The organism is Limnoraphis robusta CS-951 (assembly GCF_000972705.2).
The window spans coordinates 1-9,720 of the sequence record NZ_LATL02000219.1 but is presented as its reverse complement, the minus strand read 5'-3'; the positions used below and the strand labels follow the sequence as shown (position 1 = coordinate 9,720).

Here is a 9,720-nt window from a genome sequence, read left to right as displayed (position 1 = left end):
ATATAATAGACTGACTAAAATTATTTCAATCTTCTTTTCATTATATCTATTGATGGGACGGACAGAGTGGGATTTAACACTTTGTAAAATTCCCCCTTATAGTAAACGAGTGCTTTAGCATTTAAACTCCGTATTTTTACGAATTAAATTTTTCATTGTTGTAACAATAAGCCAATACAATAATTCCGTAAACTCCGGTATTGTTTTTCAGAGACTTCAAAGCTAAACTCATATTAGAAAGAAAATCGAGACATTAACACAGGAGAAATACAAACTTATGACAGATACATCTACATATATTATTCAGCCTGGAGATCATATTTATCGGTTGCATGAAGGCTATTCTCATCATGGTATTTACTGTGGTGACATCACTTATAACAACAGACATTATAAAGATGTGGTTATTCATTACGACAACAAGAGAAAGATCAAGGGACTTTCTTTTGAAAAATTTGCAAGAAATCAAGATGTGTATTATTTGCTTTACAAAGATGAAGTTTGTCTTAAGTCTGAGACAGTAGTTCACAGAGCTATTAATAAATTAGGTGAAACCGATTATGACCTTTTTTGGAATAATTGTGAACACTTTGTTCACTGGTGTAAAACAGGTAAAAAAATTTCAAGTCAAGTCAATAATTATGTTGAACAAGCAACAGGTTATATAATTGCTGGTGCAACAGCAGGATTATTACCTCTTTCCGTTCCTGCACTGGGTGCAATGGCAATTGGCGGAGTAGTGGGTTATATTGGGGGAGCATTAATTAAAGGAATCTTTATGGACTCTGAAGATTACAAATACGATTAACTATCAACGTATCAACAATTAAAATTTAAACTTTATGATTTTAATATATCCCTATTTTTGGCACTAGGGATGTGTTTTTTTTATGGTTTTATAGTTAGTATTTTTTGATTTATGACCATAAAAACTGTTGTTGGTGATTTTTATCTACAGACTCTAAACTTGAATTGACTGATAAACTTCATCGAGTTTTGCTTCAACGGCGGGAGGTTTTGAGGTAAAACGAATATAAAACTTTCCACTTTCCGCAGGTTTTTCTAAAACTTTAGCATAAATATCTTCCCGCATTTCAGGTAATTCTGATTTTAAATTAAGTTTAATATTGGTTAACATGGTGGGTAAAGATTCACTCCCTGTTATGGCGAGAATTAACGCACCTTTATTAGACAGTGCTAAAATTTCACCGGGAAACAAATTTTCACCGACGTGTTTTCCTTCTAAAATCGTGTAGTAGAGGAAAATAGATTCAGACAAAGGATAAAAGATTTCTTCTTCTTTATGAACAAAGAGATTGTATTTGTCGCGAATTCCACCCACCTCATAAATGTTAATTGGACGTTTAACACCTTTCGGTTGAACTAACTTCTGATTTTCGATTTCTATCAAATCTTCTCCCGCTTCTTTTAACGTTGTTTCTGAAATAATAATTTGTCCGCCAGTGGTATAAGATTCTATTCGATAGGCGAGATTAACTTGACTTCCAACAACACCATATTTTGTACGTTTTTCTGAACCTAAATTCCCGACAACCACTTCCCCGGTATTAATTCCAATTCCCATTTCTAACGCATTCAAATCCCAAGCTTCGATTTGTTTATTGACTTCAACCATTGCTAATTGCATCGCAACTGCACAAGCGATCGCTCGTTTTGCATCATCTGGACGTTGAGTCGGCGCTCCAAATAGCACTAATATTCCATCTCCCATAAATTCATCAATCGTTCCCTGATAATCAGTAATCACATCTGCCATTTTTGATAAATAAAAATTGAGAACTTTGATCACTTCTTCCGGGGATAATCGTTCAGAAAGAGCTGTAAATCCTCTTAAATCCGAGGTTAAAATTGTAATTTTGCGACGTTCACCGCCTAACTGTAATCCCGTCGGACTTTCTAATAACGTAGAAACAATTTCATCACTGAGATAACGCCCAAAGGTTTTCCGAATTTCTGCCGCGCTGCGGGCGACATAAGCGGTAATAGCGATCGCCGAACCCGACAAAGCTAAAAAAGGCGGAATTACCGGAATCCACCACCCTTGTAAAAAACCCAGATAACTGCTTGAAAATAAGACTCCGGTAGCGAGGATAAAAAAGCCGATTTCTCGGAATAAAAACCGCTTGACATCACGGGATGAACGCAATTTCCAGGTTAAACTCGCCCCAATAGCCGACCAGATTAAAATCCATTGCCATTCTATCAGTTCAGACCAAGTTTTAATTAAAGGGCGATTGTCTAAGGCTGCACTAATAATTTGGCTAGTAATATTGGCATGAATTTCCACACCGGGAATGCGTTGATCGGCGGCTTGTGTGTAGGGCGCGGCGAATAAATCCTGAAAACTTTCACCGACTGATCCGATTAAAATAATCCGATCCCGTCCCCAATCCGGCGCAACTTTCCCTTCTAAAATATCACGATAGGGAACCGTTTCAAAGGTTCGTATTGGCCCCCGATAGTTAATAAAAACCTGATATCCTCCCGCATCCGCCCTCACATAACCACCATCATTCGCTTCAAAAGGCGTAAATATAATATTGCCAAATTTCCACCAATTATCTGTCCCGTCTACGACTTGAGGAGAAATACCATCGGCTTGTAAATACAGCATCGCCACATACAACGAAAAACTGTAATAGGTGTTTCCATCTTGATTGTTTTGAACTAATAACGCCCGTCGAACGGTATTATCTTTATCCAGAATCAGATCATTCGCACCTGCTTGTCCTTTTTCTTTGAGTGTGGGGGGCGGTGCAACTCGTTGGCGTAATTCATCCCCAATCACTTTTTCTACACCCACTAAATTCGGGGTAGATTTAAAAATTTCGACTAATTCTTTGTGACCCGGTTCATAGGGTAAATCCCGATAAATATCTAACCCAATCGCCCTTGGTTGCATGGCGATTAATTTCTGTAATAAGTCCGCATAAACGCCATCGGGAACGTATCCCTGACCGATATATTTCATATCAGCTTCATCTAAACCCACAATCACAATGCGTTCATCTGGGGGTTCAGGGGGGCGAAGTCGCATATATTGGTCATAAACAGACCATTCTAAAGGTTCTAATATCCCTGTCAAACGCAGGAGAATGACGACGACTGCCATTGATGGGGTTGTGATCCAAACTCCCCGCCAGTCCCACAAAAGACGCTTATAGGTAGCCCACATTCTGCCATCCCTCAATTATTGTTCGGCTGGGCTGGGGGTTGCTTCTGAGTCTTCGACACAACAAGGGGTGAGGGGGGCTGAAGCAATGATCGCATCGAGTCCAACGGATTTTAGGAGTTGTTCCCATTCAGCTTGGTTTGATTGGCGCAACTTGGCTAATATCATTAGTGTATCTTGCCAAATTCGTTCCTTAGCGTAGAGTTGCGCTTGTTCGAGGGGTTCAGAGGCTGCTTCTATTTTGGTTTTCAGGTCTTGGCTGAGTTCAGTTCGGGTGATTTTCCCCTGAACAAATTCTACTTTTTTGGGGTCAGTCGCACTACACAAGACAATAAATTGCCACTGGTAGGTTTTGCCGACTTCTAATGAAACGGTTTCGGGTAAACTGACTTGTACAATTTCTGCTTGATTTGGTAAGTCAAAAGTCTCGCTATATACATCGTCTCCGGCTTCGCTGACCATGATAAATTGTCCTTGTTTAGCCGTGTTTTCCGGGACGAATATAAACAAATCTGGATGAGCTGAAATCGTGACTTCTGTTTCACTTTCTAGGGGTCTTAAAGCCGTTAGGGGTATTTCTCCTTTTGTGCAGATTTTGCCCTCCTTATCGTTTCCCCGGGTACCGCCTCCTGCTGAACTCTGCGCCCCACTGCGAGTGGGTGCGGGAGGAAATTCTAAGCTAATTTGCATCTGGGGTTGTAAGTTGGGAGAAGATGCTAAAGGAACTTTTGCCAGACTAACCGCAGTTGGGGATAATAGTCCTACTACAAGACCGAATAGGGGAAGTGCTTTCATCGTCATAACCATCTTTTCTCCTCTGTATCACCTTGTATTAATTTCAATCTCTTCAATCAAGATTACGGATTCTTTTGTTGTGTATGATTAATATTGGCGGACGAAAGTTGCATATCGGCTATCTGAGATTGGTCCAGGTTTCCCTGAAAAGCCCTAATAGCATTGATTATAAGACTTTGATTAATCTTTTTTCATCTGAGGCGTTATTTTTGGGGTGTTAGGTTCCTACACTGACCCATCCAACGATGAGTCAGATGGGTGACGCGGATCTTTTTATTCTGATAAGTCTCCAAATTCATTTCGATATCGGTTTAAGAGTTCTTCCATTTCTTTCAATCGTTGTTCAGCTTGTTCAGCACGAATTTGGGCTTGTTCAGCACGAACTTGGGCTTGTTCGAGTTGATTTCTCACTTCTGAATAGGTTGCAAAGGCTTCTCCGTTGGGGAGATAAATTTGTAATTCTTCCTCAGCCGGAACAAAGCGAATTTGCAAGCGGGGACTCACCCAGTTTTCCATTTCTTCGATGACTGAAAGGGAAAAGTTTTCATTGTCATTATCTGAACGTATCCAACCGCTTAAGTCATTTTTTTGCGGATCATAAATGTAATATTCTTCCACTCCATAACGCGCATAAAATAACAGTTTTTTGTTCATTTCTTTTAACGTATTACTGGGAGAGAGAATTTCAAAAGCAACTTGTGGTGCAGTATTATGTTCTTCCCATTGTTTGTAAGATCCTCGTTCTCCTTTTTCCACTCCAAATGCAACCATAATATCGGGTGCTTGACAAATTTTCGGATAACCTTCAACGGGATACCATAATAAATTACCCGCTACAAACACTTGAGGGTTATCCGCAAATAACCAATCTAGGTTATATTGAATAACGGTAATCCAGCGAAATTGTAGAGTATTATCAGACATCGGTAAACCGTCATCTTCTGGGTAATAAATTTTAGATTGAGTTGAGGATTGAACGGGTGCAACCATTGATAAAACCTCGCTCCTAAAAACACTATTAATTGACTTTAACATATTTAAATTTCTATTTTTGCCAAAGTTTAATAGTGCGATCTTTACTTCCACTGACAATCATTTTACTGTCTGGACTAAAGGTAACGGTATAAACTTCGTCGGTGTGTCCGCTTAAGGTGTTGAGTAATTCTCCTGTTGCTAAATTCCAAATTTTTAGGGTACGATCTTTACTTGCACTGGCAATAATTTGACCATCTGGACTAATAGCAACCGCCAAAATATCGCCTGTATGACCTGTGAGAGTCTTTAATAATTGTCCGGTGTTTGCATCCCAAATTCTGACAGTATCATCATAGCCACCACTGACAATAATTTGACCATCGGAAGTAATCGCAACTGTTCGGACTTCATCGGTATGTCCTTCTAAACTATTCTGAACAATTCCCGTTGTTAAGTCCAGAATTTTAACGGTTTTATCTTTAGAACCACTAATTAATTTGGTTCCATCAGGACTGAAAACAACGGAGTAAACAATATCAGCATGATCGATAAAGTTATATAAAATAGCCCCGGTTTGTCTATCCCAAACTCGCACCGTGCGATCGCCACTTGCACTGGCTATCGTTTGTTCATCAGGACTAAAAGCGACTGACCAAACGGTGCCTTGATGTTCGAGGGGAAGAAAGAGTTCAGCCGTTTCTAGACTCCATTCTAGGACTCGCCAATAAAAACTTCCTGCGGCTATTTCACCGCCATCGGGACTAAAATCAACGGAAGTAATTTGAGATAAATCTCCAGCAAAGTTTTGTAATAAAGCCCCTGTTTTTGTATCCCAAACTTTAACGGTTTGATCACGGCTACCACTGACAATGGTTCGACCATCAGGACTAAAAGCCACTGCACTGACTGACCCTAAATGTTGAGCAAAATCTCGAACTTTAACCTGTCTCCAGTTTAAGGCATCGTTGCACTGTTGCTGAATTCTTTGAACTTCGAGATACTGGGTTGAACGTTCAGGAATTTTGGCGGCTTCATTAATACAGAGTTCGTAGTTTCCCTGTTCTAAAATATTCTGAATTCGAGTAATTTGTTGCTGATCCAACACTCTTTGCTGTGCTTGAGATGCTCGATTTTGCTGCACTCTTTGATATTCAAAAAAGGCAAAAGCAATAGCAGTTATAGCCGCTATGATTGCCCCCAGCAATACCCAGAAACCAGATAAGTTTCGGCGAACTATTGGGCGATTTCGGCGACGATTATTATAACTTCTTCCTTCTTGTTTGGGAGAGTTAAAACGAGAAAATAGGTTCATAATTTGCTCTCGAGTTGAACGAGGAAGAATCTGTTTTTCAATGAAAGCAACATCTTCATCACTAATTCCTAAAATTTGTTGTAACCGTTGCAGTTCTTCACGGGTTTCAGGGGTAAACGGATACTCTTGCTGCATTGATTCGATTAAGGCTTGTTCGTAACGTTCGCCTTTTTCGCGGTATTTTCGATAAGGGTTTAAAATCTCATCTTCAACACTTTCAGCTTCATCTTTTGTTAATTCTAAACTCAAGCGAAGTTCATCTAAAATCTTTCGTCCGACAATCGAAATATCACCTCGATGATCTGATCGTTGTTTGACTTCTTCGCGATAGAGATCGAGCCGAGCCACTAGAGTTTGAGAGTCTTCATCTAGTCTTCTTAAGGCCGCTAAAACTTCTCCGGCTGACTGAAAACGCTTGTGGTAATCATGGCGGATCATTCTATCGAGAATATCACCCAATTCCGGGCTGACAATTGCTAGATGTCTCCAGACTAATTCATAATTATTAGATAGATTATTTTCTCGTAATCTGCGAAGTTCAAAAATTGGAACCCCCGTTAATGCTTGAATTCCAATCATCCCCAAAGCATAAATATCACTGTTTAAATGGGGATTGCCTTCAAACTGTTCAACGGGCATATATTCAATTGTACCAATCCGAGCTGTGGGGGGATTATGATTTTGATTAATATTGATTTCTTTAACGGCACCAAAATCAATTAAAACGATTTTTCTGTCGGAGTCGCGGCGGATTAAATTAGTCGGTTTGAGATCTCGATGAATCACACCATGTCCGTGAACAAAGAGTAAAATCTCTAAAACTTCAATTAAAATTTGAATAACTGATTCTTCCGGTAAAGGATGACCGGGTAGAATTTCATGGGCGAGAGATTGACCGGAAATATAGGACTCAACGAGAAAAAATTCTTTGCTTTCCTCAAAATACGCTAAGAGTTGAGGAATGCGATCGTGTTGAGAAAGCTTTTCTAGAGTTTGGGCTTCTTGTTGAAAACGACGGCGGGCGATTTTCACAAAGTCAGGATCTTCCGCGACTAAATGTAAATGCTTGACAAAGCACAACGACTCACCCGGACGACGAGTATCTTTGGCGAGATAGGTTTTTCCTAACTCGGTTGACTCAATAACTTTGAGAATTTGATAGCGCCCGTCTAGAAGCTGGCCAATCATGGAAAAAAGTCCTTGACCCTGTACTGATTGATTATGCCATTAAACAGGTACAGACGTGCCATGATACTTCTGTACACAGCACGTCATTGACAATTAGTAATTATCTGTTAGAGAGGTTGAATACAACAACACCTCTAGATTGCACCCGATGATCGTTACGTTTTAGACTTGAACGGCAGATTCGTGTTCAACAGAAGTCTCTTCAGGAGAAGTGCGGTTTGTAATTAATCTCGCTCCACCTTGGCGAGTGAAATAACTCCATCCCCACTGAATCATCACCAAAAGTTGGTTATCAAACTCAATCAGGAAGAGGATGTGAACAAACACCCACATCATCCAGGCGGTAAAACCGGAGAATTTACCAAAGGTCAAGTTAGCAACGGCTTGATTTCGCCCAATCATGGCTAAGGTGCCATTATCAGCGTAGTGGAAGGGAGCTAATATCCGAGCTTTTAGACGTTGCTGAATCAGTTTAGCAACATAAACGCCTTGTTGTTGGGCGACAGGAGCTAATCCGGGTAAGGGTTCCGAGCCTTGATGGGAGAAGTTCGCCACATCTCCAATCACAAAAATATTCGGATGATTGGGAACCGTGAGGTTGGGTTCAATCAGGACTCGTCCAGAGTTGTCGAGGTTCGCGCCTGTGCGGTTGGCGATCACTTGCGCCATCGGGGAGGCTTTCACGCCTGCTGCCCAGAGAATAGTCGTTGCACCAATGTATTCAACGTGATTATCCACCTTGCACTTGATCGTTACGCCATTTGGATCGATATTCATGGCGCGGGCATTGGTTCTGACGGTAACACCTAAGCCCTCAAGTTCTTCAGTGGCTTTTTTGGAGAGATCCTCTGGGAAGGTTGGGAGGATGCGATCAGCCCCTTGTAACAGGAGAACCGTCGCTTCAGAGGGATCAATATTGTGGAAACAATCTTTCAAGCCGTGATGCGCCATTTCTGCTAACGCTCCGGCGAGTTCTACCCCGGTTGGGCCGGCTCCGATAACGATAAAGGTTAACAACGCTTTGCGTTTTTCGAGATCGGGTTCTTTCTCGGCTTTTTCAAAAGCTGAAAAGATTCTCCGGCGAATTTCTAAAGCCTCTTCAATGGTTTTCAGTCCAGGGGCGACCGGTGCCCAATTGTCATTTCCAAAGTAGTGGTGTGTCACTCCCGTGGCGACAACGAGGGTATCGTAGCTGAGTTCACCGTCTTTGAGATACAGCTTATTTTCTGCCGGATCTAGATCGACGACTTCCCCCATTAAGACCTGGGTATTTTTGTTTTGACCGATGACACTCCGAATGGGAGAGGCGATATCACCGGGGGATAGATTTCCGGTTGCAACTTGATAGAGTAAGGGTTGGAATAAGTGATAATTCCGCTTGTCAATGAGTGTGACTTTCACCGCAGCAGCACGTCCGAGTTCACGGGCGGCGTGTAGTCCAGCAAAGCCACCACCGATAATGACTACATGATGAGGAGACTGGGTTGTAATACTGTCTAAAGACATGAAAATCCTCTCCTATGAGTTGACAGAGTAAATCGTTTGAGAAAAGGGTTGGGTTGGAAATTCTAACAATCAATTTTGTGCGCGTTTACGTTTATTTTAGAATTTAATTCGTTTATTTCTAGTATTGTAGGATACTGATTTTTTTGGTGATAAAAAATACAGATTTTATTGTCAAAATATGGTTCTCTGATAGGAGGAAATTTGCCAAAAGCTAGGAACATTGAACTGCTTTTGATTGACAGATTTAACCCTGTTTTTTTATTCTTATAGAGAATTTTCTCCCGGCCCATTTTGCTCTGAAAAACTCGATTTCTTGAGCGAAAATACCTAAATTTTTTTCTAAAAATGGAGAAAAAGACAGCAACTTTTGCCCAGAGGTATCCTTTTACCAAAAATTGCCGCACACGCCCCTACCTTTTAGGTATGGGGATATAAGGCCAGGAAAAATGCTATAATAACTCTACTGGCAGGGTATTCAACCAGTCTAAAAACCCAGCATCTAATGGATGCAATGAACCTTGAAAACTTAAGGTATGGGGTTCTTGCAAGAAATGCTTTGGCAAGATAAAACCTTAAAGCACCAAGTACAGAGAATAAAGCATTTTTTCTCAAGTACGGTAGGGCATACCGAAACTATCTCTGAAATGGGATGAACGACTGGGGAGACTCACCCCTCTGGAGTAGGTTAGGAAACCAGCTTGCTGTAAGGGTTGTCAATGAATCAGTAATCCAAAGCCGTGAGGCTTGGAGA

General features: G+C 40.9%; 6 protein-coding genes. 1 reads left to right on the top strand and 5 read right to left on the bottom strand.

Going from position 1 to position 9,720, the window contains the following annotated elements; all coding sequences use genetic code 11:
- Positions 1–277: 277 nt before the first annotated feature.
- Complete coding sequence (locus WN50_RS18585) at positions 278–808, top strand: lecithin retinol acyltransferase family protein (protein WP_049560183.1); 531 nt, start codon at positions 278–280, stop codon at positions 806–808.
- A gap of 153 nt (positions 809–961) precedes the next feature.
- Here WN50_RS18585 and WN50_RS18580 read toward each other — a convergent pair whose 3' ends face one another.
- From WN50_RS18580 to WN50_RS18560, 5 genes are all read right to left on the bottom strand, one after another.
- Positions 962–3,196: a CHASE2 domain-containing protein gene (locus WN50_RS18580; protein ID WP_046278283.1), complete on the bottom strand. Its 2,235-nt coding sequence runs from the start codon at positions 3,194–3,196 to the stop codon at positions 962–964.
- A 15-nt stretch (positions 3,197–3,211) separates the two neighbouring features.
- The gene (locus WN50_RS18575; RefSeq protein WP_049560180.1) at positions 3,212–4,000 is read right to left on the bottom strand and encodes a DUF928 domain-containing protein; all 789 of its coding nucleotides are present in this window, start codon (positions 3,998–4,000) and stop codon (positions 3,212–3,214) included.
- Between the two features lie 261 nt (positions 4,001–4,261).
- Positions 4,262–4,978 carry a Uma2 family endonuclease gene (locus WN50_RS18570; protein ID WP_046278289.1) on the bottom strand — a complete coding sequence of 239 codons (717 nt, stop codon included), beginning with the start codon at positions 4,976–4,978 and terminating at the stop codon, positions 4,262–4,264.
- A 55-nt stretch (positions 4,979–5,033) separates the two neighbouring features.
- Entirely contained in the window at positions 5,034–7,463 is a 2,430-nt protein-coding gene (locus tag WN50_RS18565) for a protein kinase domain-containing protein (protein ID WP_046278284.1), read from the bottom strand.
- A 162-nt stretch (positions 7,464–7,625) separates the two neighbouring features.
- Positions 7,626–8,969, bottom strand: a complete 1,344-nt coding sequence (locus WN50_RS18560) for an NAD(P)/FAD-dependent oxidoreductase (RefSeq protein ID WP_046278285.1) — start codon at positions 8,967–8,969, stop codon at positions 7,626–7,628.
- Between the last annotated feature and the right edge of the window lie 751 nt (positions 8,970–9,720).